The organism is Streptococcus pseudoporcinus LQ 940-04, assembly GCF_000188035.1.
Taxonomy (GTDB): Bacteria; Bacillota; Bacilli; order Lactobacillales; family Streptococcaceae; genus Streptococcus; species Streptococcus pseudoporcinus.
The window spans coordinates 1,030,847-1,054,510 of record NZ_AEUY02000005.1; the positions used below are offsets into that span (position 1 = coordinate 1,030,847).

Genomic DNA, 23,664 nt, shown 5'->3' on the forward strand with positions numbered 1-23,664 from the left:
CTTTTATGGAGAGGTCGCATAGTGGCCGAGTGCGCACGCTTGGAAAGCGTGTAGTCCTTAACGGGGCTCGGGGGTTCGAATCCCCTCCTCTCCTTTGAGCCGCCTTTTGAGAAAGTTTAGGCTTTAGGCTTGCCATGTCTAAGGATTGTGGTATAATAGAGGTAACGAATATAGAAAGGTGGTGAGAAATATCTCGCCACTTTTGTATTGACATTTTGTCCTATAAAGGAATTTTCCTTTATGCCATTATAGTAAAGGAGGGCATTGTTATCGCTAATCAACATATTATTGATACTGTGATGGAAACAGTATCCCCAGTCATCAGGCCACCATTTGAACTTGTTGATGTGGAGTATGAAAAAATGGGAAGTGACTATCTTTTAAGTATTCTAGTTGACAGAGAAGGTGGTATTACAGTTGAAGATACTACTGAGTTGACCGAGATTATTAGTCCACTCTTAGACCAAATTTCTCCAGATCCATTTCCAGACCAGTATATGTTAGAGGTATCTAGTCCGGGATTGGAGAGACCACTTAAAACCAAGGAAGCTATCGAAAAAGCTGTTGGCTCCTATGTGAATGTCAGCCTCTATAAGGCTATTGATAAGGTTAAGGTTTTTCAAGGGGATTTAATATCTTTTGATGGGGAAACCTTAATGATTGACTATTTAGATAAGACTCGTCATAAAGTAGTAGCTATCCCATATCAGACCGTCGCTAAAGCACGTTTAGCAGTTAAACTCTAACTGATTTTAAAAGTAAGAAAGGAATTTTGCTTTTGCAAGGAATTGCGGAGCATCACAGATTATGAGCAAAGAAATGCTAGAAGCCTTCCGTATTTTGGAAGAAGAAAAACACATCAACAAGGAAGATATTATTGAAGCCGTTACGGAATCTTTAAAATCTGCTTATAAGAGGCGTTATGGCCAATCAGAGTCTTGTGTGATTGAGTTTAATGAAAAAACAGGCGATTTTCAGGTGTTTTCAGTCCGTGAAGTTGTCGAAGAGGTTTTTGATAGTCGTTTAGAAATTAGTTTAAGTGATGCCTTAGCTATCAGTTCTGCATATGAATTGGGAGATAAAATTCGTTTTGAAGAATCAGTAGCTGAATTTGGCCGTGTTGCGGCACAATCTGCTAAACAAACGATTATGGAAAAAATGCGCCGTCAGATGCGAGAAGTTACCTATAATGAATATAAAGAGCATGAAGGTGAGATCATGACAGGGACAGTTGAACGTTTTGATCAACGTTTCATTTATGTGAATTTAGGGTCGCTTGAAGCACAGCTGTCACACCAAGATCAAATTCCAGGAGAAACCTTTAAATCACATGACCGTATTGAAGTCTATGTCTATAAAGTTGAAAACAATCCGAAAGGTGTTAATGTTTTTGTAAGTAGGAGCCACCCAGAATTTATCAAACGCATCATGGAACAAGAAATTCCAGAAGTATTTGATGGCACTGTTGAAATCATGAGTGTCTCACGTGAAGCTGGTGATCGGACTAAGGTAGCTGTACGAAGCCACAATCCAAACGTAGATGCAATCGGAACCATTGTAGGTCGTGGTGGAAGTAATATCAAAAAAGTTATTAGCAAGTTTCATCCAAAACGTTATGATGCTAAGACAGGAATTGAAATTCCAGTGGAAGAAAACATTGATGTGATTCAATGGGTAGATGATCCAGCGGAATTCATCTATAATGCAATTGCTCCGGCTGAAGTTGACATGGTTCTTTTTGATGATACAGATACCAAACGTGCAACAGTTGTTGTACCTGACAGTAAATTATCTCTTGCAATTGGACGTCGTGGTCAAAATGTTCGTTTGGCAGCGCATCTAACAGGTTATCGCATTGATATTAAATCAGCTAGTGACTATGAAGCATTAGAAGCTGAGCAAGAAGAGGTAAATACTTCAGAAGAAGTCGACCAAGGTTTACCAGTAACTGAGGAAGAATAAGAAAAGAGGTGTTTTATGCCTAAAGTAAAAAAAATACCTTTACGTAAGTCAATAGTTTCAGGTGAAATTATCGATAAAAGAGATTTGCTTCGCATTGTAAAGACCAAGGAAGGTGACCTTTTTATTGATCCAACAGGCAAGAAAAATGGTCGCGGAGCTTATATCAAACTTGATAATCAAGAAGCAATCATGGCCAAAAAGAAACGTGTTTTTAATCGTAGTTTTGCCATTGATATTCCTGAAAGTTTTTATGATGAACTGATAGCTTATGTGGACCACAAAGTTAAAAGAAGAGAGTTAGGCCTTGAATAATTTAGAAAGATTGGCTAATCTCATTGGTCTAGCACAACGAGCTGGAAAAGTTATTTCTGGCGAAGAATTGGTTGTTAAAGCGATTCAAAACCAAAGCGTTCAGCTTGTTTTTCTCGCAAACGATGCAGGACCAAATGTAAGTAAAAAGATTACAGATAAAAGTAAGTATTATAATGTAGAAGTCTCCACAGTGTTGAATGCACTGGAATTAAGTTCTGCTCTTGGTAAAGCGCGAAAAGTGGTTGCCATAGCGGATGCTGGATTTTCAAAGAAAATGAGGACTCTTATGGAATAGACGAATAGGAGGACACAAATTGTCAAAGAAAAGATTACATGAAATTGCCAAAGAGATTGGTAAAACAAGTAAAGAAGTTGTTGAAAAAGCAAAGGAACTTGGCTTAGATGTCAAAAGCCATGCTTCTAGCGTTGATGAATCAACAGCAAGTAAAATTGCTTCAAGTTTTGCAGGAAGGTCCCAAACAGTTACAAAATCAGTAACTAAAGAAGAAGTGAAAACAGACACAAGGCCGGATCAAGCACAAAAAGCTGAAGAGAAAGCCGTCGCTAGGACCTCTAAGAGCCAAGAAGCCCAATCAGGCGGCTCGGTTAATCCTGCTCATGTAAGGCCGAAAAGCCGTAACTTTAAGGCTGAGCGTGAAGCTAGGGCAAAAGAACAAGCTGCGCGTCAACATGAAGGAAAACAAAATCGTTCTAATGATCGTCGTTCTAACCATCGTAATAATGGACAACAAAATGACCGGTTTGCTAATAAAGGTCAACACCAGAACAGAGATCGTCGATTTGAAGGTAAACCAAATCAAGCTGGAAATCAACAAGATAACCGTCAATTTGGCAACCGTGACAATAACCGTCCGACAACAGCAGCCAATCGCTCCAATGATCGTTTGAAAGATAGCAGGCAGCAACAAAATCGGATTCAGCAACAGGCGCCAGCCCCTAAAATTGATTTTAAAGCGCGTGCAGCTGCTCTGAAGGCAGAGCAAAATGCCGAATATACTAAACAGCGTGAGAATCAATTTCGTGCCCAAGAAGAAGCCAAACGGCAAGCTCGAATTGCGCAAGAAGAAGCGCGTCGTGCAGCTGAAAAAGAAGCTGAAGCCCTTGCAAAAAAAGCAGCTGAGCAAGCTAAGGTAGAAACAGTTGAGCCAGTAAGACCTGAGATCACAGTTGCTCCTAAGCCTGTTGATAAACGCCGTAAAAAGGGTCGTCTTGAGAAAGTCAGTGACGCTAATCAAGGTCATGATAAGGGACCAAAACAAAATAAGAAGAGTTGGAATAATCAGAACCAAGTGAGAAATCAAAGAAATAGTAACTGGAACAAAAAACCTAAAAAAGGCAAAAATAATAGGAATAATAATGTCGCTCCAAAACCAGTAACTGAGCGTAAATTCCATGAATTACCAAAAGAGTTTGAATATACCGAAGGTATGACAGTTGCCGACATAGCAAAACGCATCAAACGTGAACCAGCAGAAATTGTTAAAAAACTATTTATGATGGGTGTAATGGCAACACAAAATCAATCATTGGATGGAGATACCATTGAATTATTGATGGTTGATTATGGTATTGAGGCAAAAGCAAAAGTAGAAATTGATGATGCTGATATTGAACGTTTCTTTGAGGACGAGTCTTACCTTAATCCTGAGAACCTTGTTGAACGTGCACCAGTTGTAACCATTATGGGTCACGTCGACCATGGTAAAACAACCTTATTGGACACCTTGCGTAATTCAAGAGTAGCTACTGGGGAAGCAGGAGGCATTACCCAACATATAGGAGCTTATCAAATCGAAGAAGCTGGTAAGAAAATTACCTTCTTGGATACACCAGGGCATGCTGCCTTTACCAGTATGCGTGCACGTGGGGCATCAGTTACTGATATCACTATCTTAATTGTTGCTGCAGATGATGGCGTTATGCCACAGACAGTTGAAGCGATTAACCACTCTAAAGCTGCACAAGTTCCGATTATTGTTGCTATCAACAAAATTGATAAACCAGGTGCTAACCCAGAGCGCGTGATTGCTGAGCTGGCTGAATATGGTATTATTTCCACAGCTTGGGGTGGTGACTGTGAATTTGTTGAGATTTCAGCTAAATTCAATAAGAATATTGATGTTTTATTAGAAACCATTCTTTTAGTTGCTGAAGTAGAAGAGCTAAAGGCAGATCCAACAGTAAGAGCTATTGGTACCGTTATTGAAGCAAGACTTGATAAAGGAAAAGGTGCTGTAGCAACCCTTCTTGTACAACAAGGGACACTACACGTTCAAGACCCAATCGTCATCGGTAATACTTTTGGTCGTGTCCGCGCTATGGCAAATGATCTGGGACGGCGTGTAAAATCAGCCTTACCATCAACGCCAGTTTCTATTACAGGTTTAAACGAAACACCTATGGCTGGGGATCACTTTGCTGTCTATGAAGATGAAAAAGCAGCTCGGGCAGCAGGTGAAGAACGTGCTAAACGTGCTCTTCTTAAACAGCGCCAAAATACGCAACGTGTCAGTCTTGACAATTTGTTTGATACCCTTAAAGCAGGTGAAATTAAAACAGTTAACGTCATTATTAAGGCTGATGTGCAAGGTTCAGTAGAAGCCTTGGCATCATCACTCCTCAAAATTGAGGTTGAAGGTGTTCGTGTTAACGTTGTTCACTCAGCTGTTGGTGCAATTAATGAATCAGACGTCACTTTAGCTGAAGCTTCAAACGCTGTTATTATTGGTTTTAATGTTCGCCCTACTCCACAAGCACGTCAACAAGCGGAATCTGATGAAGTTGAAATTCGTCTTCATAGTATTATCTACAAAGTTATTGAAGAAGTAGAAGAAGCTATGAAAGGTAAATTGGATCCAGTCTTCAAAGAAAAAATTCTTGGAGAAGCTATTGTTCGTGAAACCTTTAAGGTATCTAAAGTTGGAACAATTGGTGGGTTCATGGTTACTAATGGTAAAATAACACGTGACTCTAGTGTTCGTGTTATCCGTGATAGCGTGGTTGTCTTCGATGGTAAAATTGCTAGCTTGAAACATTATAAAGATGATGTTAAAGAAGTTGGCAATGCTCAAGAAGGTGGTTTAATGATTGAAAATTATAATGATCTCCAAGTTGATGACACCCTTGAAGCATATATTATGGAAGAAATTGTTAGAAAATAAAAGAACTTAAGAATGATGAATGTCTTGATTACTAGAGTTAAGGGAAATAATATACTATTTCCCTTAACTCTTAGAAAGGATAGTTTATGGCAAATCATCGTATTGACCGTGTAGGCATGGAAATTAAACGTGAAGTTAACGAGATTTTACAGAAAAAAGTTCGAGATCCTCGAGTAGAGGGAGTGACGATTACAGAAGTACAAATGCTTGGCGATTTATCGGCAGCAAAAGTCTACTATACTGTAATGAGTGATTTAGCTTCCGATAACCAAAAAGCTCAAATTGGACTTGAAAAAGCCACTGGAACTATTAAACGTGAGTTAGGGCGTAACTTAACTATGTATAAAATTCCAGATCTCATTTTTGAAAAAGATAATTCCATTGCTTATGGTAATAAAATTGATCAACTCCTCAGAGATTTAGATGCTAAAACTAAGGATTAGAGGAAAGAAAAGGAACTTCAAATGAACTGCACCCCAAAAGTTAGACAAAAAATCTAACTTTTTGGGGTCACTTCAAAATGAGGTTCTTTTTTTGTTTTGGAAAAACTTGCTATTATATGTTTACAAGTGTAAACATAAGGTTTATAATATATTTACAGATGTAAACAAAATTCGGGCTAAAACAAAGGAGATCAAGATGCTTAAAATTTCAGCTGCTGAATGGCAAGTTATGCGTATTATTTGGGCTAATAAGGCTATAAAGAGTTCAGAGATTATAGCTATTCTTAAAGATAATAGTCATTGGTCTCAGTCAACAATCAAGACACTCCTAGGAAGATTAATTGACAAAGGTTTGGTTAAAGCACAAAGAGAGGGCCGTGCATTTATTTATCAAGCAAATATTCAGCAAATGACTTACCAAAAGAAAATGCTAGCAGATGATTTTAGCAGAATTTGTCAAAAAGAACACCCAGATTTATTATTAGAGTTACTTGCCGACATGCCCATGACTGAGGAAGTTTTGCAAGCCTTTAAAACACTTTTAGAAGAAAAAGCAGGGAAACTTGTTGATGCTATTCCCTGTAATTGTCCCCTTGGTCAATGTAAATGCCACCAGAAAGTAGGTGATTAGATGATAAAAGAAGAAGTTTATCTTATTGATGGAATGACTTGTGCCTCTTGTGCGCTAACAGTTGAGAAGGCTGTTCAAAAATTACCAGCCACTGAAAAAGCAACAGTCAATTTAGCAACAGAAAAGTTGACCATTACCTATCAAGACCAAGCTATGAAAGCGGAGGATATTACCCAGGCAATAGCTAATGTAGGCTATCAGGCCAGCCTATATCAAGCTAACCAAAATGAAAGTCTTAGTCAAAGACAAGAAAGACAAAGTAATCATCTTTGGAAGCGTTTTTTATGGTCAGCTCTCCTAACACTGCCCGTCCTTTATCTCGCAATGGGTTCAATGTTAGGAGCCTGGCTTCCTCATATCTTTAATCCAAACTGGCAACCTGAAAATTTTGCCCTGCTGCAATTACTTTTTACCTTACCAGTCCTTTACCTATCTAGAGACTACTATAAAAATGGTTTTACCTCCTTATTTAAAGGCCATCCAAACATGGATACCTTAGTTGCCTTAGCAACCAGTTTTGCTTTTGGTTATAGCTTATTTGCGACTTTTCAAATTTTTAGAGGGGAAGTACACTACCGCCATAGTCTTTACTTTGAATCCGTGCTTGTTATTTTGACCTTGATTACCTTAGGTAACTTTTTTGAAAATAAATCTAAAAGTAGGACGTCTCAAGCTATTCAGAAACTGCTCTCTTTAAAACCAAATGAGGTGCGGTTAGTCAAGGGTGAAAAGCAAGAATTAGTTCCCCTTGCACAAGTGAAACTCGGTGATCGTGTCATGATTAAACCAGGTGAAAAAATTCCTGTTGATGGACGTGTCATTTCAGGCCAATCCTATGTTGATGAGGCTATGTTGACAGGGGAGAGTATTGCAAAGGTCAAACAAAAGGATAGTCTAGTCTACACCGGAACCATCAATGGACAGGGAAATCTGATTGTAGAAGTTGCAAAGCGAGAGGACGAAAGCTTTTTAGCGCAAATTATTAGTCTAGTTGAAACTGCACAGGGGAGCAAGGCACCAATTGCCAAAATTGCCGATCAGGTATCAGGTGTCTTTGTACCTATTGTTATCCTTTTAGCCATATTAACGGGTCTATTTTGGGCCTTTATCATGAAAGAAGACATCAGTTTCTCTTTGACAACTGCCATAGCTGTATTGATTATAGCCTGTCCATGTGCTTTGGGACTAGCAACACCAACAGCTATCATGGTGGGTTCTGGTCGCGCAGCCGAGAATGGGATTTTCTTTAAAGAGGGAGCACACTTAGAGAACTTAGCTCAAATAAAAACCTTGGTATTTGACAAAACAGGCACCATCACTCAGGGACAACCACAAGTCAGTCGAATAGTAAGCTTAGACCAAACAGAAAAGACTATCTTGCAAGAAGTTGCTTCATTGGAGTCCTGGTCTGAACATCCTTTAGGTCGGGCTATTTTAGCAAAAGCAGCTGCAGAAAAACTAGCTTTATTACCGGTCCAAGACTTTAAAGTGATTTCTGGTCAGGGTCTTAAAGGAGAGATTAAGAATCATTCCCTACAGGTTGGTAATAGAAGGTTAATGACTGAAAATGGTGTTACCTTTGATCAGTCGATAGAGGAAAAGCTTAAGGCCTTACCAAGTCAAGCAACCCTTGTTTATGTGGCAAAAGATTATCATCTGAAAGCTCTAATCTTAATTGAAGATCAGATAAAGGCAGACAGTCAAGTCACTATGAGTGCTCTAAAAGCAGCAGGAATTAGATTAGCTTTATTGACAGGAGACCAAAAGGCGACGGCTGAGGCAATTGCCCAAAAAGTAGGTATCGATCAGGTTTATAGTGAGGTTTTACCCACTCAAAAAGCAGCTATTATTCAATCTTTACAGGCTAATAAAGAATTAGTGGCTATGGTCGGAGATGGTATAAATGATGCTCCAGCCTTAGCAGTAGCTGACTTGGGAATTGCTATTGGTTCAGGGACAGATATTGCTATTGAATCGGCAGATATTATTTTAATGCACGCGCAACTGACCGATTTGATTAAAGCTATAGCTTTAAGTCATCAAACCATTCGAATTGTTAAAGAAAATTTATTTTGGGCTTTTATTTACAATATTTTGATGATCCCAATTGCTATGGGAGCCCTCCATTTATTTGGTGGGCCGCTGCTTAATCCTATGTTTGCTGCTATGGCTATGAGTTTAAGTTCGATTTCTGTTGTTCTAAACGCTCTGCGATTGAAAAGCATTAAACTATAAACGATAAAGGAGAAACTGATGGAAAAAACTTATAAACTAACTGGTATGAAGTGTGAGGGGTGTGTGAAAACTGTGACTGAAAAACTAGAATCGGTGCGAGGGGTTCACGATGTTAATATTAGCCTGGCAGAAGGAAAGGCTGTCATTACAGGAACTCCCTTTCTTCTGTCACTTAAGCGTGCTTTAAAAGGAACCCCATTTACGATTGATAAGGCATAGTCAACGATCACCCTAGAAACTAGAAAAGGACTTCAGATGTCGAAGTCCTTATTTTTGTGCAATGATAATGTCGGTAAATGTTTGATAGTTTGCCAGGGTCTCTTTAGAAATAGTAGCATCTGTTATCAGGTGGTTAATCTGATCTAATTGGTAAAAAACGGAGAAGTCATAGGTGTTAAATTTCTGACTATCGACTAAAACAAATTTGTCAAAGGAATTATCTAGTGCTAATTTTTGAATTTCTCCTTCAGCTTCGTTATAGGTTGCAATGTCATTGCCATAAATACCATTACAACTAATAAAGGTTTTAGAAAATTTGAGAGATGAAATACTCTGATTAGTTAGTGAACCAACAAAAGCTCCTGTAATTTCTCTATATTCACCCCCAATAAGAATTAAATCAATCTTAGGGCTATTTTTTAAGATGGTAAAAACAGGAAGACTATTAGTGATAATGCGGAGTTGCTTTTGAACTAATTGCTCAGCGAAAAATTCAAGTGTTGTACCTGGGCCGATAAAGATAGTCTCGCCATCTTTGACCAATCTGCTAGCAGTTTTTGCAATCTCTTTTTTTTCTTTTATTTGTACGGATAATTTTTCAGCATTAGACTTTTCGCCTTTTCTTGGATAGGCAATGCTTTGTGCCCCTCCGTGGATACGGACTAATTTACCGGAATTTTCTAATTCATCTAAATCACGACGAGCAGTCATGTCAGAAATTTTTAGACTTTCAATGATTTCATTGACGGTAATAATCCCTTTGGTGTTTACCATATCCATAATGTTTAGGAGTCTTTCTTTTTTTAACACACTGGTCTCCTTTTCCCTGCATTTCTTTTTCTAATCATAGCATAAAGCTGTTGGTTTTACAATAATTAACAAAATCAAACAACAATAAAACAAAAACAAACAAAAATATGTTGATTTTTGTTTGTTGCTATATTATAATGATTTGTGTAAACGGTTACTAAACTATTTTCGATAAAATTGGTAGCGAAATAGTGAGAAATTCTAGAAAGGTGGTATCAGATGTCTGCAGACATTGTTCTTACCAATGTAAGATCTCAAGCTCAATTATTTGATGTGGTAGCTTCACACCTTGAGAAATTACATTATGTCACGAGTGATTATAAAGAGGCATTAAAAAGTAGAGAGAAAGAGTTTCCGACTGGCTTAAAAATAGACTATAGAGACGGTAGTGATGTCCTTTATGCTGCCATACCTCATACTGAAACAAAATATTGCTTAAAGAATAAGGTAGTCTATGTCAAAAATGAGAGTCCTCTTGTCTTTAAACACATGATTGACCCTAGTGAGGACTGTTTGGTCCGTCATTTCTTCTTTATTATTAATTCAAAAAATGATGGGCAAACTAAAATTTTGTCACATTTAATTAGCTTTTTTATCGAAAAAGGCAATATGGAGAAATTAGACCAATGTGGAAATAACCCTAAAGTTATCAAAAACTATTTAGTAAAAGAAGGAGTACTTACAAATGATTAAAATTTTAGCTGCTTGTGGTGCAGGGGTTAACTCAAGCCATCAAATCAAAGAGGCTATTGAAGCGCAAATGGCAGAAAGAGGCTATAGTGTTCACTGTGATGCTGTCATGGTCAAAGATATCACTGAAGAAATGGTTTCAAAATATGATATTTTTACACCAATTGCAAAAACAGACTTGGGATTTGATATGCCGATACCAACTGTTGAAGCTGGTCCCATTCTCTATCGGATTCCTGCCATGAGTGAGCCGGTCTTTGTGAAATTGGAACAGGTCATCAAAGATAAGGGATTAAACTAAGTAAGGAGAAGATGATATGCAACCATTCTTAGAGGTCATTAATCATATTTTTACTCCCCTTATTAAGCTGGGGTCTGGAGTTGTCATGTTAGCTGTTATGACGGGTCTTGCCATGGCCTTTGGTGTGAAATTCACTAAGGCCTTGGAAGGCGGGATTAAACTAGCTATTGCTTTAACAGGTATTGGTGCTATTATTGGTATTTTAACAGGAGCCTTCTCAGAATCTTTACAGGCTTTTGTGAAAAATACAGGTATTAGTTTAAATATCATTGATGTCGGCTGGGCTCCATTAGCGACGATAACATGGGGTTCTCCATATACACTGTATTTCCTCCTAATCATGTTAATTGTTAATATCCTTATGATAGTAATGAATAAAACAGATACTCTAGATGTAGATATCTTTGATATCTGGCATCTCTCTATCACTGGTTTGTTAATAATGTGGTATGCTACGAAGAACCATCTTCCGCTTCTGCTATCAGTTCTTATAGCGACTCTTGCGGTTGTCTTAGTTGGCGTATTAAAAATTATCAATTCTGATTTAATGAAGCCTACATTTGATGATTTGTTAGCAACGGGTCCCAACTCTCCCATGACGTCTACCCATATGAATTATATGATGAATCCCATTATTATGGTATTAGACAAAATATTTGATAAGGTGTTCCCTGGATTAGACCAGTACGATTTTGATGCTGCAAAATTAAACAAGAAAATTGGATTCTGGGGGTCTAAATTTTTTATCGGGATGATTCTTGGATTTGTGATTGGTATCATGGGGGATCCTCATTTCAAAATTCTTTCGGTCAAACATTGGTTTGAGTTAGGTTTTACAGCAGGAGCTTGTTTAGAACTTTTCTCACTGATTGGTTCTTGGTTTATAGCGGCAGTAGAGCCTCTTTCCCAAGGTATTACCAACTTTGCTAATGCAAAAATGGGAGGCCGTCGCTTCAATATCGGTTTAGATTGGCCCTTTATTGCGGGACGTGCAGAAATTTGGGCTTGTGCCAATATTTTAGCACCTATCATGTTAGTTGAGGCCTTATTACTATCAAAAGTTGGAAATGGTATTTTACCACTTGCAGGCATTATTGCTATGGGAGTGACACCAGCGCTTCTTGTTGTGACACGGGGAAGATTGATTAGGATGATTCTTTTTGGTTCTCTTCTACTACCTTTATTTTTATTATCTGGAACAATGATTGCACCATTTGCTACTGAACTGGCTAAAAAAGTAGGTGCATTCCCTAAAGGCGCACCAGCAGAATCATTAATCACCCATTCAACGCTTGAAGGTCCTATGGAGAAAATCTTTGGTTATGTTATTGGTCGTGCGACTACAGGGCAGATCTCTGCTCTCATGACCTTAGTGATCTTTCTAGGGATTTACCTTGGACTCTTTGCTTGGTATGCAAAAGAGATGAAAAAACGCAATGAAGCCTACAAGTTGGCTAAAGATTAGAGATTGACAGTTAAATCATAACACCAATAGGAAAACTATTGGTGTTACTCATTAAACTGTCATAAAGTTTCTTAAATAAGAACATAGATTTTACACATTCATTAGATAAGGAGAGAAGATGACGATTATAATAGGTGCGGATGCACAAGGACATACGCTGAAAAACCATATTAAGGCATTTTTAATCAAAGAAGGTTACGACATTAAAGATGTTTCAGAATTAGATAAAGACTTTGTTGATAATACTCTAGCTGTTGTCAAGGCTGTTAATGAAGCAAGGGAAAATCTAGGTATCATGATTGATGCCTATGGAGCTGGCTCTTTCATGGTTGCAACTAAAATTAAAGGAATGATAGCTGCAGAAGTATCAGATGAGAGGTCTGCTTACATGACACGTCAACATAATAATGCTCGGGTCATCACCATAGGTTCTGAAATTGTTGGTCAAAAACTGGCAGAGAATATTGTCAAGGCTTTTGTATCAGCTCAATATGACGGTGGACGTCACCAAATTCGTGTTGATATGCTAAATAAAATGGCTTAAAAAGGAGAATGAACAGATGAAAATCGCAATTGGCTGTGACCATATTGTTACAAATGAAAAGATAGCAGTAGCAGATTTCTTGAAGCAAAAAGGTCATGAGGTTCTAGATTTGGGGACTTATGACCATACGAGAACACATTATCCGATTTTTGGTAAAAAGGTCGGTGAGGCAGTGGTTAAGGGACAAGCGGACTTAGGTGTTTGCCTTTGTGGTACTGGTGTTGGTATCAACAATGCTGCTAATAAGGTTGCTGGGGTTCGATCTGCATTAGTTCGTGATATGACAACGGCTCTTTATGCAAAAGAAGAATTAAATGCCAATGTTATCGGTTTTGGAGGTAAAATTACTGGCGAGTTGTTGATGTGTGACATTATTGATGCCTTCATCAATGCAGAATATAAAGAAACAGAAGAGAATAAAAAACTAATTGCTAAAATTGCCAGTCTAGAGCACCCTGCTACTAACCAAGAAGATCCAGAATTTTTTACAGCATTTTTAGAAAAATGGAATCGTGGCGACTATCACGACTAGGAGGCAAAATGATTTTAACGGTAACTCTGAATCCTTCGATAGACATCTCTTATCCGCTAGCAAGCTCTTTTAAGTTAGACACAATCAATCGTGCTAGTATTACTCGAAAAACAGCTGGTGGTAAAGGCTTAAATGTCAGCCGTGTTTTAGCAGAGGCAGGACAAGAGATTATTGCAACAGGTTTTATCGGGGGCCTGCAAGGTCAGTATCTTTTAGAACAGCTTGAAAAACAAAACATAGACAGCCGGTTTTTCCACATTAAGAATGAAACCCGTAACTGTATTGCTATTTTACATGATGGTCTACAGACAGAAATTCTTGAAAGAGGGCCTTATATTGACCTAGATGAAGCAGATGGCTTCATCTATCATATGCAGATTATTTGTCCTCAATGTCAAGTGATGACCATCTCAGGTTCGTTGCCACAAGGATTAGATAAGACCTATTACCATCGGCTTATTTCGATGGCAAATACGTTCCGGAAAAAAGTTGTTTTGGATTGTTCTGGAGCTCCCTTAGAGGCTATTTTAAGATCGGCGGAAAAGCCAACTGTCATTAAACCTAATATTGAAGAACTAGCGCTTTTATTAGGTAGAAAAATGGAAGTCAGGGACACCTTTTTGAAAGAAGCCCTTAAAAATGAACTTTTTAAGGGAATAGAATGGGTCATTGTATCACTTGGGGGACAAGGAGCATTTGCAAAACATCATGACAAATTTTATCGGGTTACTATTCCTAAAGTTTCAGTCATTAATCCGGTGGGCTCTGGAGATGCGGCTGTAGCGGGAATAGCGTGGGCCTTAGCAGAAGAGGACGATGCCATAAATTTATTAAAAAAAGCAAACACGCTAGGCGTCCTAAATGCGCAAGAAGCATTGACAGGACATGTTGACATGAGACATTATTCTGATATTTTTAATCAAATCATAGTAGAAGAGGTATAAAATGATAGTGACATCAAATAAAAAGGCCTACTTGGAAAAAGTAAGCCGTGATGGGATAATTTCTGCATTGGCTTTTGATCAACGCGGTGCTCTAAAACGAATGATGGCCAGCCATCAAGATAATGAGCCAACAGTTGATCACATAGTGACCTTAAAGCGCTTGGTTTCTGAAGAATTAACCCCCTATGCTTCTTCAATTCTCCTAGACCCAGAGTATGGCTTGCCAGCCATTGCAGTTAAAGATCAAAAAGCAGGCTTGTTACTGGCTTACGAAAAAACAGGCTATGATGCCAAAACAAGTAGTCGCCTGCCAGACTGTTTAGAAGACTGGTCGGTAAAGGGGCTTAAGGCAGCTGGTGCAGATGCTATCAAGTTTCTTCTCTATTATGATGTTGATGGCAATGAGGCTGTTAACCGCCAAAAGAAAGCCTACATTGAACGCATCGGCTCAGAGTGTCAAGCAGAAGACCTCCCCTTCTTCTTAGAAATTTTGACCTATGATGAAAAAATGAGTGATAATAGCAGTATTGACTTTGCCAAGGTAAAAGCCCATAAAGTTAATGAAGCCATGAAAGTCTTCTCAGCTGAGCGGTATGGGATTGATGTTTTGAAAGTGGAAGTTCCTCTTAATATGGCTTATGTTGAAGGCTTTACAGAAGGACCAATTCTTTATAGCCAAGCAGAAGCGGCGCAAGTTTTTAAAGAGCAAGCAGCAGCCAGTCACTTGCCTTACATCTACCTTAGTGCAGGAGTATCAGCTCAGCTATTCCAAGAAACCTTAAGCTTTGCGGCGCAAGCAGGAGCACAATTTAATGGGGTTCTTTGTGGCCGTGCCACCTGGGCAGGTGCTGTTCCAGTCTATATCAAGGAAGGTGAAGCAGCAGCCCGTCAATGGCTAAGGCAAGAAGGGGTAAGGAATATTGAAGCACTTAATGACGTGTTAGCTAAAACAGCAAGGCCTTGGACAGAAAAAATATAAGAAGATGGTTTCAGATAGGGCACTTCTCATGAGAGGAGTGCTTTTTGTGAGATAAAGGCTTTAAATTCACCTTTATTGAAAAAAATGCTACACTAATAATAGGAATGTAGCGTGAAAGGAGAGGATTTAAAATGATAAAACTAATTGCTATTGATCTAGACGGGACCTTGTTAAATCATCAGAAAAAGATTCCAGATGAAAATATTAAAGCTATAAAAGAAGCCACCGAGGCAGGGATTAAAATTGTTCTTTGTACTGGTCGCCCCCGCAGAGGTACGCAGCCTTATTTTGAGGAACTGAACCTCACTAAGGACGAATTCCTTATTTTAAATAATGGCTGTAGTTTGCACGCCAGTAAGGATTGGTGTATGTTGCATGCCCACAGTTTGACGATAACTGAAATTGAAGAGCTATTTAAGAAAGTAGAAAATTACCCAGATGTTTACCTGACCTTAACAGCTGAAAATGACTATTATGTCTTAAATGACTTTGTACCTGATCTTGTTCAAGCTGATGGTGATTTAGTTTTCACACAAGTCAAACCAATCACTATGGCTGACCTTAAAGGGAAAAGGGAGCTTATTTTACAAGGAATGTACATGGGTGAAGAAGCTGCTATTGATCGTTTTGAAGAAGCTTTCCGCCCAGACTTAAGTGAACATTTTAGTTTAGTTAGAAGTCAAACCTACCTGCTTGAGGCTATGCCAAAAGGTGTCACTAAGGCTCGCGCTTTACAAGAATTAGCAGAAGATTTGAATATCAAACCTGAAGAAGTAATGGCCATTGGCGATGCTGCTAATGATAGTGAGATGTTAGCCTATGCAGGATTAGGGGTTGCTATGGGTAATGCTAGCGAAGCTATTAAGGTTTTAGCTGATCGTGTCACCTTACCTTGTGATCAGGCAGGGGTTGCACATGCCATTCGTACACTTGCCTTAACAAAATAGTAAAAACTCTTGAAGGTGCTCAGGAATTTAGTAGCTATTCAGTTCTACTAAAGCAAGTGAGTCGTCAAGAGTTTTTTTAGTATGGTAGTAGTGGCAAACCAATGCATGCCATTTCTTCTGCTGGAGTAGTCATTCCATCCTTTATCCAATCGACCAAAACTGATACGATGGCATTGCTCCAAAAGAGCCTGGTATAATGGGATTGTTTATGCAATTTCCAACGCTGATAGGCTTTCAAACGTTTTGTGACAATTTGTGTAATTAAAGTTTGTAATTGATTCTTAAACATGAGCCGGAGTAACTTTTCTTCCTTTTTGGCTTCAGTAAAGAGATAATACCAAGCCTGGTTAGCTTGGGTATTAAGATCAAATAGTTTTAAACCTTGGAAAATTCTTCGAATAACAGTATTTAAGCGACACAACAGGATTTCTTCTTTTGATTTATAATTACGATAAAAGGCATTTCGAGAAACACCTGCCTTGGTAACAAGTTCAGAAATAGAGATATGGCTTAACTGCTTTTTCTCTAAGAGATCTAAAAGAGCAATCTCCATTGATTCTCGAGAAAGATTTTGATTTTCCTTATTAAATTGTGTTAAATTTTGAAGTGACTTTTTCGAAATCAATTTATCAGTCATCACAAATTCCTTCCAAATGTTACATCCGACGCCGTTTTTATAGCTTCATAAAAGCTTTTGATGATATAATTTTATGGGAATTAATGATATTTGTCAATATAAACAACAAGCAATAAAGAATGAAGGAGAGACAAATGAAGAAGTGGAAAATTGTGGTAGACTCGGGATGTGATTTAATAGCCTTGGAAACAAATCCAGAAACGATTGCTTTTGAACGAGTGCCCCTCACACTTTGTGTTGGTAAAGAAGTCTTTATAGATAACAGTGAGTTAAATATTGATGATATGATGGCTGCGATGAACCAATCTGCGCAAGCAACAACGTCATCATGTCCAAGTCCAGATGCCTTTTTGCAAGCTTACCATGGAGCTGAAAACCTTATTGTTATCACCATTACAGGAACTTTATCTGGTAGCCATAACAGTGCTCGTTTAGCAAAAGAAATGCTTTTGGAGGAGAATCCTCGCCTTAATATCCATGTTATTGATTCATTATCAGCCGGTGGCGAAATGGATTTAATAGTTTTAGAGTTGGAACGTCTTATCAACCAAGGATTAGCATTTGAAGAAGTTGTAGAAGCTATAAAAACTTACGCTAATCAAACAGGCTTGCTATTTGCCTTAGCGAAAGTTGATAATTTAGTTAAAAATGGTCGATTGAATAAGCTTGTTGGAGCTGTTGTAGGTCTTCTTAATATTCGAATGGTTGGCTGCGCAAGTAGTGACGGAAAACTTGAACTACTGCAAAAAGCAAGAGGCCAAAAGAAAGCTGTTTCTGCCTTAGTTGAAGAATTACAAAAAGCTGGCTATAAAGGTGGTAAAATTATTATTGCACAACGTAATAATGCTAAAATTTGTCAACAAATTACTGAAAAAGTTCAAGCGCTTTATCCAGGCGCGTCAATTATAACTTATCCGACCTCTGGCCTCTGTAGTTTCTATGCAGAAGAAGAAGGTATCTTATTAGGGTTTGAAAAAGCTTAAAAACTAACGAAAAAGAATTATCTCCGTGAGGAAATAATTCTTTTTCGTTTAATGTGTTGACGTGCTAGAGCTATTATTATCAGTTGCTGTAGCAGAATTTGGATTTGGAGAGGTATTTGCTTGAGGAGATGTTGTTTGATCATTTAGGGGGGCTTGGGGAACATAGCTTTCAGCCGGGTTTTGTCCCAGATAAGCTGAATTAGTTTCCTGGTTACTTGGACTAACACCAGGGGTCATTGTCGACTCGCTCCCACTTCTTATTTGATTGGTAGTAGTGATAGTGTCAAGTCGATTTTGTAATTCAGCTTTTTTCGATTTATTGCTCACCTGGTTAATAGCTGTTTGGGCAGTTTCAACGGTCTCGAGTGTTGGATTTTTTTCAGCTTCTTCCACCGCTTTGGAGGCCTTTTCTTCACTAGAAACTATTTTTTTTAAGCGGTCCAATTTTTCCTGGAGACCTGATTTGGTCTCTGATTTTTTGAGTTTATCGACGAGCTTCTGGGCAGTTTCAATATTTGCCATAGAGGGGCTAGATTCAGCTAAGTTAACTGCTTCTATAGCTTTGCTTAAATAATTAGCTTTTTTGACAACCTTTCCGGTATTTTGCTTACTACTATTCAGAGGCTTACTGCCATAATTATGAGCAAAAGCAATATAAATTGTTGCTCCGATAATCAAGGTTAAAAGACTTAAAATTAGAAAAAGCCTCTCCGTTTTTGCTTGCTTCATTTATTCTCCTTTTATCTCATTTAAAATGCTTCAAAAACCATTATACACTTTATGGGGAAAAAATTAAAGATTTCTAAGCATTAAAAATGGAAAGGAATGGTATATACCATTTACAAATAAAAAGATTAGTCGTATAATAAAAGGTAGACATAGGGAGGAAAACGATGACACGTTATATCAAAGCAGATTGCTTTTATTACCCAGATCATGTAAAAGAAAGTGGTTACTTAGAATTAAATGATGGTAAATTTGGCAAGTGGGTAAGTTCAGCCCCCGCTGATGCTGATATTATCGATTACAGTGGCTATCAAATTGCACCTGGCTTAGTTGATACTCACATTCATGGTTTTGCGGGAGCTGATGTCATGGATAATTCAGCAGAAGGACTTCATAAAATGAGTGAGGGTCTTTTATCTACAGGAGTAACCTCATTTTTACCAACGACTTTGACCTCGACTTTTGAGCATTTAGAAAAAGTTTCCGCTACAATTGCTGCTGTTGCTGATAAGGTTACAGGTGCTAAAATTCAAGGAATATATTTTGAAGGGCCCTACTTTACAGAAGAATATAAGGGGGCACAAAATCCTATTTATATGAAAAATCCTCGCTTAGATGAGTTTGAAGCTTGGCAAAAAGCAGCAAATGGACTCATCAAAAAAATTGCCCTGGCACCAGAACGTGCAGGTGTTGCAGACTTTGTTTCAACTGTTACCAAAAAGGGTGTGACAGTGGCGCTTGGACATTCTAATGGAACCTATCAGGAAGCCAAAGAAATCGTTGACGCAGGAGCAAGTGTATGGGTTCATGCCTACAATGGTATGCGTGGGCTGACGCATCGAGAACCAGGAATGGTCGGAGCTGTTTACAATATTCCAAATACCTATGCAGAGTTAATCTGTGATGGTCATCATGTTTCGCCGGTAGCATGTGAGATTTTGATGAGACAAAAAGGCCATGACCATGTCGCTATGATTACAGATTGTATGCGAGCAGGTGGCTCTCCCGATGGTGATTATATGTTAGGTGAGTTTCCTGTTATCGTCGAAAATGGTACCGCAAGGTTAAAATCAAGTGGAAATTTGGCAGGCTCTATTTTGAAACTTATAGATGCAATTAAAAATGTTGTTTCTTGGGGGATTGCTAGTCCGCAAGAAGCGATCCGCATGGCCACCTTAGTTGCTGCCACATCGGTCGGGATTGACCACCTCTGTGGTCAAATCAAAGAAGGCTATGCTGCCGATTTTATTGTGCTTGATCAGAGCCTTGAACTCTATGCTACTTATCTTGATGGTAAGAAAGCATTCCAAGCTTAAAAGTTATCAGAGATTAAGATGTCAAAATTCTTAATCTTTTTTATCTGTCATTATATCTGATTATGATAAAATAGAGAGTAAGAAAACTAATCACCTAGTAAATGGCTACCTGAATAGGAAAGGGGGTGGATGTGCTGATTCATTTTACAGTTAAGTTATTTATATCCACTGTAAGGGAAAATTTGCGAAAACTTGTGCCTTTAGCGCTCGTCTATTCCTGGGTGGAGTTAATTCAGTCCCTTTGCCTGTCCCCTTATTCATTTATTGCTGAGACAAGTAATGCAGCAGTTTATTCAGAAAAATGGTTGATATGGGTATCTGATCAAGCAACTGAGTTATCTAAAATACTTATGATTATTATGGTTGCTTATTTTCTTGCAAATATGGTTTTATCTTTAATACCTGAAGAAGGAAGAGAGACTTCCAAGCTACCTTGGGTATTATTTCTGATAACTTGGATTCTTTATACTGCTAGTAATAATTTTAACAATTACTATGCTCAGGTTCCTTTTTGGCTGTTATTAGGCCTTATAGCTTTTGGATTAGCTTTTATTGCTAGGAAGCTAAAGATGCTTTCTCTCAATCAAAGGGTTGTTATTTTTGTTATTTCAATATTTTCGACCTATAGTTTGAGTAAATATTTAGGTAGACATATGAGTTCTAGTCCGGACCTTCTTTTACAGATGGCTAGTCTTTCTCTGTTGGGAGCTGGACCAAGTCACGTGTTTTCAGTGGTATTTTGGTCTAGTATTGCCGTTCTTATGCAAGGTGCAGGTCTACTAGTGCCTTATGTTTTACAAACGCCTGCTAATGATTTGGTTTTGACAAGTGAGAACGTTAATGCAGCTTTATCGGGACATCTTACTAATATTCCACATTTATTTTCCCTATATACTTTGCGTGACAGCTTTGCTATGTTTGGAGGCCTTGGAATGGTTCTTCCCTTGTTGTTAGCTGTTCTCATTGAAAGTAAGAAACTTAACAAGCCTTACCATTTTCATTTAAGTATATTATGTTTCTTACCTGTTCTTTTTGACCAGCCCTTGGCCTTTTTAGTGGGTTTGCCTATCATTTTGGAGCCACTAATACTATTACCAATGCTGACCGTCACCATTTTCTCAGAGCTTATAGGAGCTATTGTATTAGCTTTGAAGTGGGTACATCCAGCTGTATTTATTGTGCCTGAAGGAACCCCAAACCTCATATTTGCTTTTTTAGCAAGTAATGGCGACTGGAGGTATTTTATTGTTGTTACTTTTATTCTTATGGTATCCATACTGATTTATCTCCCTTTTATTAAGTGGGTATTCCGCAAGGAGGCCTTATATGATTAAGAAAAGATATTTTTTAGTTCTTTTTGTTACAATTGTTATATATTTTATCTTGATTATTTTAGGCAAAACATATATCAATAAAACGACTAGTCAACAAAAGGCTATTTATCGCTCTCGCATGGTTCCAACTGTCTTTGTTCCAGGGTCTGGTGCAACAAATAACCGGTTTGACGACATGATTTCAGAGCTCAACAAGACGCATCGTAAGCACAGTATTTTAAAAGTTGAAGTTTCAAAAGATAATCAATTAACTTATTCAGGTGGTATTAGTAGTAACGATGAACATCCTTTTATAGTTGTTGGTTTTGAAAATAATCTTGATGGCTATGATAATATCAAACAACAGGCTAAGTGGTTAGATACGGCCATGCATAATTTGCAATTACGATATAAATTTCAACGCTTTAATGCAGTTGGGCATTCAAATGGTGGCTTGAATTGGACAATTTTTCTTGAAAAATATTATTCATCAGAACAGTTCCAGATGGAAAAACTCTTAACTATTGGAACACCTTACAATTTTGAAGAAAGTAACTTCTCTAACAAAACACAAATGTTGAAAGATTTGATTAATGAACGAAACGTGATTACGTCAAATTTATTGGTCTATAATTTGGCAGGTACAAATACTTTTGAAGGTGATAAGATTGTGCCCTACGAAAGTGTTGAAGCTGGTAAGTTTATCTTTCAAAAAGTGGCAAAGCATTATACTCAGGTTACCGTGACTGGAGATGATGCGACACATTCTGATTTACCAACTAACCCAGAAGTTATTCAATATCTTGCTGAAAAACTATTAAAACCTAAGCCTTAGGTTAGAAAATTACCGTAAAAGAAGGAGATATGACAATGCATAAAGACTTAACAATGAACAATGGTTTAGTAATTCCAGCAGTTGGATTTGGAACATTTAAAGCAGCTGATGGAGAAGAAGCTTATCAATCAACTTTAGCAGCTATTAAAGCAGGTTATCGTCATATTGACACAGCAGCTATTTACAAAAATGAAGAGAGTGTTGGGCGCGCAATTAAAGACTCAGGCCTTGCAAGAGAAGAGTTATTTGTAACGACTAAATTATGGAATGATGCTCACAGCTATGAGGGGGCAAAGAAAGCTTTATCTGCGTCCTTAAAACGCTTAGGCTTAGATTATGTGGATCTTTACTTGATTCATTGGCCTAATCCTAAGGCCGTGCGTGATTGTTGGGAAGAGGCTAATGCACAAGCGTGGCGCTATATGGAAGAGGCAGTCGAAGAAGGGTTGATTAAAACAATTGGTGTCAGCAACTTTATGGTTCACCATTTAGAGGCTTTGGCAAAAACTGCTAACATTAAACCAGCTGTTAATCAGATTCGTTTAGCTCCTGGCTGCTATCAAAAGGAAGTGATTGACTATTGTCAAAAGCATAATATTGTTATCGAAGCATGGAGCCCACTAGGACAGGGAGATATTTTTGAAAATGAAACCATGTTAGAATTAGCTGCTAAATATAATAGAACCGTGGCTCAAATGGCACTTGCTTGGTCAGTTTACAATGGCTTTTTACCACTACCAAAATCTGTACATGAAGATCGCATCAAAGCAAATTTAGATTTCTTTGATATTAAGTTAAGTGCAGAAGATGCTGAAAGAATTAAAAACATTAAAGGATTAACACCAGTGCCAGATCCAGACACCAAAGATTACTAATTTATTAAAAAGCTTGGTTTATAACTGAGCTTTTTTATATTGACAAGCTTTTATCATTTATATATAATTTTTTTATATTTAAATTATAAATAAATAAAGAGGTTAAAAATGATTTTAATGTTTATGCTGGCTATGTTTATCATACGCCTAGTTTTCTTAAAACTATCTATTGCTAATGAAAAAACAATCCGAGCAAATGGAGGTAGAGAATTTGGCAAGTTAAATTCCCAATTCTTAACCCTTCTTCATATTATGATTTATGCTTTTGCTTCCTTAGAAGCTTATTTGAGAAAGACTGAATTTGACGGCTGGAGTTTACTTGGTCTATCTTTAATGGTTTTCTCATTAGTTGTTCTTTATAAGGTAACTCAATTGCTTGAAGGTATCTGGACTGTCAAATTGATGATAACTCAAGATCATCAGTATGTGGATCACTGGCTTTTCCGTTATGTAAAGCACCCTAACTACTATCTCAATATCTGCCCAGAATTAATTGGGATAGTTCTGCTTTGTCATGCCAAAATTACGGCAGCTATCTTATTCCCCTTCTACCTTCTATCTCTTAGCATCAGAATCCATGAGGAAAACCGCCTTATAAGAGAAGTCATTATTCCAAATGGCAAGGTAGAAAGATAGTCTAGCCCTTACTTTATAACGGTTAATCTGGACAAAGTCCTGGAGATGTGGTAGAATATGGGCTATGGAAGAAGGCTTAATAGCATGAAACAAAGCGAGTTCTAGGGTAGTGAAAGCTAGGCAAGACTGTTAGTAAGTTGGCACTTT

Annotated in this window: 26 protein-coding genes and 1 tRNA gene; 24 read left to right on the top strand and 3 right to left on the bottom strand. The window is 37.9% G+C overall.

All coding sequences use genetic code 11. The features are described 5' to 3' along the window. Positions 1–7 precede the first annotated feature (7 nt). The 10 genes from STRPS_RS06415 to STRPS_RS06460 all read left to right on the top strand — a co-directional run bounded on the left by STRPS_RS06415 (position 8) and on the right by STRPS_RS06460 (position 8,984). Positions 8–94, top strand: a tRNA-Ser gene (locus STRPS_RS06415). 154 nt (positions 95–248) lie between these two features. Then, the gene (gene rimP, locus STRPS_RS06420; protein WP_050784973.1) at positions 249–746 is read left to right on the top strand and encodes a ribosome maturation factor RimP; all 498 of its coding nucleotides are present in this window, start codon (positions 249–251) and stop codon (positions 744–746) included. Positions 747–807: 61 nt separating this feature from the next. After that, on the top strand, positions 808–1,962 hold the full coding sequence (nusA, locus tag STRPS_RS06425; protein ID WP_007892224.1) for a transcription termination factor NusA: 1,155 nt from the start codon (positions 808–810) through the stop codon (positions 1,960–1,962). 15 nt (positions 1,963–1,977) lie between these two features. Beyond that, the gene (gene rnpM / locus STRPS_RS06430; protein ID WP_007896233.1) at positions 1,978–2,274 is read left to right on the top strand and encodes an RNase P modulator RnpM; all 297 of its coding nucleotides are present in this window, start codon (positions 1,978–1,980) and stop codon (positions 2,272–2,274) included. Beyond that, positions 2,267–2,569: a YlxQ-related RNA-binding protein gene (locus STRPS_RS06435; RefSeq protein ID WP_007892116.1), complete on the top strand. Its 303-nt coding sequence runs from the start codon at positions 2,267–2,269 to the stop codon at positions 2,567–2,569. The genes rnpM and STRPS_RS06435 overlap by 8 nt, the downstream gene beginning before the upstream one ends. A 19-nt stretch (positions 2,570–2,588) precedes the next feature. Then, positions 2,589–5,456, top strand: coding sequence for a translation initiation factor IF-2 (gene infB, locus STRPS_RS06440; protein WP_007892120.1), 2,868 nt, complete (start codon positions 2,589–2,591; stop codon positions 5,454–5,456). Between the two features lie 86 nt (positions 5,457–5,542). Then, positions 5,543–5,899, top strand: a complete 357-nt coding sequence (gene rbfA, locus STRPS_RS06445) for a 30S ribosome-binding factor RbfA (RefSeq protein ID WP_007892087.1) — start codon at positions 5,543–5,545, stop codon at positions 5,897–5,899. Positions 5,900–6,095: 196 nt separating this feature from the next. Continuing rightward, entirely contained in the window at positions 6,096–6,530 is a 435-nt protein-coding gene (locus STRPS_RS06450; protein ID WP_007892105.1) for a CopY/TcrY family copper transport repressor, read from the top strand. After that, on the top strand, positions 6,531–8,765 hold the full coding sequence (locus STRPS_RS06455) for a heavy metal translocating P-type ATPase (protein ID WP_007892171.1): 2,235 nt from the start codon (positions 6,531–6,533) through the stop codon (positions 8,763–8,765). Positions 8,766–8,783: 18 nt separating this feature from the next. Then, positions 8,784–8,984 carry a heavy-metal-associated domain-containing protein gene (locus STRPS_RS06460; RefSeq protein ID WP_007892174.1) on the top strand — a complete coding sequence of 67 codons (201 nt, stop codon included), beginning with the start codon at positions 8,784–8,786 and terminating at the stop codon, positions 8,982–8,984. Between the two features lie 48 nt (positions 8,985–9,032). Here STRPS_RS06460 and STRPS_RS06465 read toward each other — a convergent pair whose 3' ends face one another. Beyond that, on the bottom strand, positions 9,033–9,794 hold the full coding sequence (locus tag STRPS_RS06465; protein ID WP_007892136.1) for a DeoR/GlpR family DNA-binding transcription regulator: 762 nt from the start codon (positions 9,792–9,794) through the stop codon (positions 9,033–9,035). Between the two features lie 219 nt (positions 9,795–10,013). Between STRPS_RS06465 and STRPS_RS06470 the strand changes: the two genes are divergently transcribed. From STRPS_RS06470 to STRPS_RS06505, 8 genes are all read left to right on the top strand, one after another. Beyond that, positions 10,014–10,487, top strand: a complete 474-nt coding sequence (locus STRPS_RS06470; protein ID WP_007892129.1) for a PTS sugar transporter subunit IIA — start codon at positions 10,014–10,016, stop codon at positions 10,485–10,487. Further along, complete coding sequence (locus STRPS_RS06475; protein ID WP_007892131.1) at positions 10,480–10,785, top strand: PTS sugar transporter subunit IIB; 306 nt, start codon at positions 10,480–10,482, stop codon at positions 10,783–10,785. Before STRPS_RS06470 ends, STRPS_RS06475 begins: the two co-directional genes overlap by 8 nt. Before the next feature lie 16 nt (positions 10,786–10,801). Beyond that, a complete protein-coding gene (locus tag STRPS_RS06480; protein ID WP_007892177.1) occupies positions 10,802–12,250 on the top strand; it encodes a PTS transporter subunit IIC in 1,449 nt (482 codons plus the stop codon). A gap of 118 nt (positions 12,251–12,368) precedes the next feature. Continuing rightward, positions 12,369–12,794: a galactose-6-phosphate isomerase subunit LacA gene (gene lacA, locus STRPS_RS06485; RefSeq protein WP_007892077.1), complete on the top strand. Its 426-nt coding sequence runs from the start codon at positions 12,369–12,371 to the stop codon at positions 12,792–12,794. Positions 12,795–12,810: 16 nt separating this feature from the next. Further along, on the top strand, positions 12,811–13,326 hold the full coding sequence (gene lacB, locus STRPS_RS06490) for a galactose-6-phosphate isomerase subunit LacB (RefSeq protein WP_007892102.1): 516 nt from the start codon (positions 12,811–12,813) through the stop codon (positions 13,324–13,326). 8 nt (positions 13,327–13,334) lie between these two features. Then, positions 13,335–14,270 carry a tagatose-6-phosphate kinase gene (gene lacC / locus STRPS_RS06495; RefSeq protein ID WP_007892135.1) on the top strand — a complete coding sequence of 312 codons (936 nt, stop codon included), beginning with the start codon at positions 13,335–13,337 and terminating at the stop codon, positions 14,268–14,270. A 1-nt stretch (position 14,271) separates the two neighbouring features. Further along, positions 14,272–15,249, top strand: coding sequence for a tagatose-bisphosphate aldolase (lacD, locus tag STRPS_RS06500; protein WP_007896441.1), 978 nt, complete (start codon positions 14,272–14,274; stop codon positions 15,247–15,249). A gap of 131 nt (positions 15,250–15,380) precedes the next feature. Then, complete coding sequence (locus STRPS_RS06505; RefSeq protein ID WP_007894465.1) at positions 15,381–16,196, top strand: Cof-type HAD-IIB family hydrolase; 816 nt, start codon at positions 15,381–15,383, stop codon at positions 16,194–16,196. Between the two features lie 76 nt (positions 16,197–16,272). On the opposite strand, the gene STRPS_RS06510 is transcribed toward STRPS_RS06505, so the two are convergent. Next, positions 16,273–16,833 (bottom strand): TetR/AcrR family transcriptional regulator, encoded by a 561-nt coding sequence (locus tag STRPS_RS06510; protein ID WP_007894488.1) that lies wholly within the window; start codon positions 16,831–16,833, stop codon positions 16,273–16,275. 134 nt (positions 16,834–16,967) lie between these two features. Between STRPS_RS06510 and STRPS_RS06515 the strand changes: the two genes are divergently transcribed. Beyond that, a complete protein-coding gene (locus STRPS_RS06515; protein WP_007894545.1) occupies positions 16,968–17,816 on the top strand; it encodes a DegV family protein in 849 nt (282 codons plus the stop codon). Between the two features lie 48 nt (positions 17,817–17,864). Here STRPS_RS06515 and STRPS_RS06520 read toward each other — a convergent pair whose 3' ends face one another. Further along, positions 17,865–18,545, bottom strand: a complete 681-nt coding sequence (locus tag STRPS_RS06520; protein ID WP_007894531.1) for a hypothetical protein — start codon at positions 18,543–18,545, stop codon at positions 17,865–17,867. Positions 18,546–18,709: 164 nt separating this feature from the next. On the opposite strand from STRPS_RS06520, the gene nagA reads away from it, so the two are divergent. From nagA to STRPS_RS06545, 5 genes are all read left to right on the top strand, one after another. Then, complete coding sequence (gene nagA / locus STRPS_RS06525) at positions 18,710–19,858, top strand: N-acetylglucosamine-6-phosphate deacetylase (RefSeq protein ID WP_007894525.1); 1,149 nt, start codon at positions 18,710–18,712, stop codon at positions 19,856–19,858. 131 nt (positions 19,859–19,989) lie between these two features. Beyond that, positions 19,990–21,192 carry a PTS sugar transporter subunit IIC gene (locus tag STRPS_RS06530; RefSeq protein ID WP_232010995.1) on the top strand — a complete coding sequence of 401 codons (1,203 nt, stop codon included), beginning with the start codon at positions 19,990–19,992 and terminating at the stop codon, positions 21,190–21,192. After that, positions 21,185–22,006 carry an alpha/beta hydrolase gene (locus tag STRPS_RS06535; protein ID WP_007894472.1) on the top strand — a complete coding sequence of 274 codons (822 nt, stop codon included), beginning with the start codon at positions 21,185–21,187 and terminating at the stop codon, positions 22,004–22,006. Before STRPS_RS06530 ends, STRPS_RS06535 begins: the two co-directional genes overlap by 8 nt. A 35-nt stretch (positions 22,007–22,041) precedes the next feature. Next, complete coding sequence (locus STRPS_RS06540) at positions 22,042–22,881, top strand: aldo/keto reductase (protein ID WP_007894560.1); 840 nt, start codon at positions 22,042–22,044, stop codon at positions 22,879–22,881. 108 nt (positions 22,882–22,989) lie between these two features. Next, positions 22,990–23,517: an isoprenylcysteine carboxyl methyltransferase family protein gene (locus STRPS_RS06545; RefSeq protein WP_007894547.1), complete on the top strand. Its 528-nt coding sequence runs from the start codon at positions 22,990–22,992 to the stop codon at positions 23,515–23,517. Positions 23,518–23,664: the final 147 nt, after the last annotated feature.

What these genes read in the sequence shown, in the direction of transcription:
- nusA (WP_007892224.1), top strand. Translation starts at nt 808, where the DNA reads ATGAGCAAAGAAATGCTAGAAGCCTTCCGTATTTTGGAAGAAGAAAAA.
- rnpM (WP_007896233.1), top strand. Translation starts at nt 1,978, where the DNA reads ATGCCTAAAGTAAAAAAAATACCTTTACGTAAGTCAATAGTTTCAGGT.
- rbfA (WP_007892087.1), top strand. Translation starts at nt 5,543, where the DNA reads ATGGCAAATCATCGTATTGACCGTGTAGGCATGGAAATTAAACGTGAA.
- STRPS_RS06450 (WP_007892105.1), top strand. Translation starts at nt 6,096, where the DNA reads ATGCTTAAAATTTCAGCTGCTGAATGGCAAGTTATGCGTATTATTTGG.
- STRPS_RS06455 (WP_007892171.1), top strand. Translation starts at nt 6,531, where the DNA reads ATGATAAAAGAAGAAGTTTATCTTATTGATGGAATGACTTGTGCCTCT.
- STRPS_RS06460 (WP_007892174.1), top strand. Translation starts at nt 8,784, where the DNA reads ATGGAAAAAACTTATAAACTAACTGGTATGAAGTGTGAGGGGTGTGTG.
- STRPS_RS06470 (WP_007892129.1), top strand. Translation starts at nt 10,014, where the DNA reads ATGTCTGCAGACATTGTTCTTACCAATGTAAGATCTCAAGCTCAATTA.
- STRPS_RS06475 (WP_007892131.1), top strand. Translation starts at nt 10,480, where the DNA reads ATGATTAAAATTTTAGCTGCTTGTGGTGCAGGGGTTAACTCAAGCCAT.
- STRPS_RS06480 (WP_007892177.1), top strand. Translation starts at nt 10,802, where the DNA reads ATGCAACCATTCTTAGAGGTCATTAATCATATTTTTACTCCCCTTATT.
- lacA (WP_007892077.1), top strand. Translation starts at nt 12,369, where the DNA reads ATGACGATTATAATAGGTGCGGATGCACAAGGACATACGCTGAAAAAC.
- lacB (WP_007892102.1), top strand. Translation starts at nt 12,811, where the DNA reads ATGAAAATCGCAATTGGCTGTGACCATATTGTTACAAATGAAAAGATA.
- lacC (WP_007892135.1), top strand. Translation starts at nt 13,335, where the DNA reads ATGATTTTAACGGTAACTCTGAATCCTTCGATAGACATCTCTTATCCG.
- lacD (WP_007896441.1), top strand. Translation starts at nt 14,272, where the DNA reads ATGATAGTGACATCAAATAAAAAGGCCTACTTGGAAAAAGTAAGCCGT.
- STRPS_RS06505 (WP_007894465.1), top strand. Translation starts at nt 15,381, where the DNA reads ATGATAAAACTAATTGCTATTGATCTAGACGGGACCTTGTTAAATCAT.
- STRPS_RS06510 (WP_007894488.1), bottom strand. Translation starts at nt 16,833, where the DNA reads ATGACTGATAAATTGATTTCGAAAAAGTCACTTCAAAATTTAACACAA.
- STRPS_RS06515 (WP_007894545.1), top strand. Translation starts at nt 16,968, where the DNA reads ATGAAGAAGTGGAAAATTGTGGTAGACTCGGGATGTGATTTAATAGCC.
- STRPS_RS06520 (WP_007894531.1), bottom strand. Translation starts at nt 18,545, where the DNA reads ATGAAGCAAGCAAAAACGGAGAGGCTTTTTCTAATTTTAAGTCTTTTA.
- nagA (WP_007894525.1), top strand. Translation starts at nt 18,710, where the DNA reads ATGACACGTTATATCAAAGCAGATTGCTTTTATTACCCAGATCATGTA.
- STRPS_RS06535 (WP_007894472.1), top strand. Translation starts at nt 21,185, where the DNA reads ATGATTAAGAAAAGATATTTTTTAGTTCTTTTTGTTACAATTGTTATA.
- STRPS_RS06540 (WP_007894560.1), top strand. Translation starts at nt 22,042, where the DNA reads ATGCATAAAGACTTAACAATGAACAATGGTTTAGTAATTCCAGCAGTT.
- STRPS_RS06545 (WP_007894547.1), top strand. Translation starts at nt 22,990, where the DNA reads ATGATTTTAATGTTTATGCTGGCTATGTTTATCATACGCCTAGTTTTC.